Here is an 802-nt window from a genome sequence, read left to right on the forward strand (position 1 = left end):
GTTTGAATGCCAAGTGGATGGGCGCCTGGTTCGCGGTGATCATCACCATCACCTACGCCTTCGTGTTCAACTCGGTGCAGGCCAATGCGATCGTGGACTCGATGTCCAGCTCGTTCGGGGTCGATGTCACACCGGGCAACGGAATGGCCTTCAAGGTCGTCGTCGGTCTCCTGCTGGTGATCCTGACGTCGTTGATCATCTTCGGCGGTATCCGCCGGATCTCTGCAGTCACTCAGGCCCTGGTTCCCGCGATGGCGCTGCTCTACATCGCTTTGGGCGTCATCGTGATTGTCATGAACATCACCGAGGTGCCCGCCATGTTCATGCACATCATCGAAGGCGCCTTCGGCATCCGAGAGTTCGTCTCGGGTGGCTTTGCCGCGGCCTTCATGATGGGTCTGCGTCGTGGTCTGTTCTCCAACGAGGCAGGTATGGGTTCTGCCCCGAACGCCGGTGCCACGGCGTCGATCTCGCACCCGGCCAAGCAGGGTTACGTGCAGTCCTTGGGTGTCTACTTCGACACCTTGCTGGTCTGCTCGATGACTGCATTCATCGTGTTGCTCTCCAATCCCGAATACGGCACCACCCAGGGCGCTGCCCTGACCCAGACGGCACTGGCCGACCAATTGGGAACCTGGGCCATTCACTTCCTGAGCGTGGCGATCTTCTTGTTCGCCTACTCGTCCGTGATCGGCAACTACTTTTACGGAGAGGCGAACATCCTCTTCCTGACCGGTTCCCGGAAGGCCATGCTGGCATTCCGTCTGGTGACTCTGGCCTTCGTGATGCTGGGCGCCGTGGT

1 protein-coding gene is annotated in these 802 nt (G+C 59.9%); it reads left to right on the top strand.

The features are described 5' to 3' along the window. The coding region (locus tag GTW58_RS13210; protein WP_168023571.1) for an alanine:cation symporter family protein at positions 1 to 802 on the top strand (802 nt) is incomplete at both ends.

The organism is Kocuria subflava (assembly GCF_012163155.1).
Lineage (GTDB): Bacteria > Actinomycetota > Actinomycetes > Actinomycetales > Micrococcaceae > Kocuria > Kocuria subflava.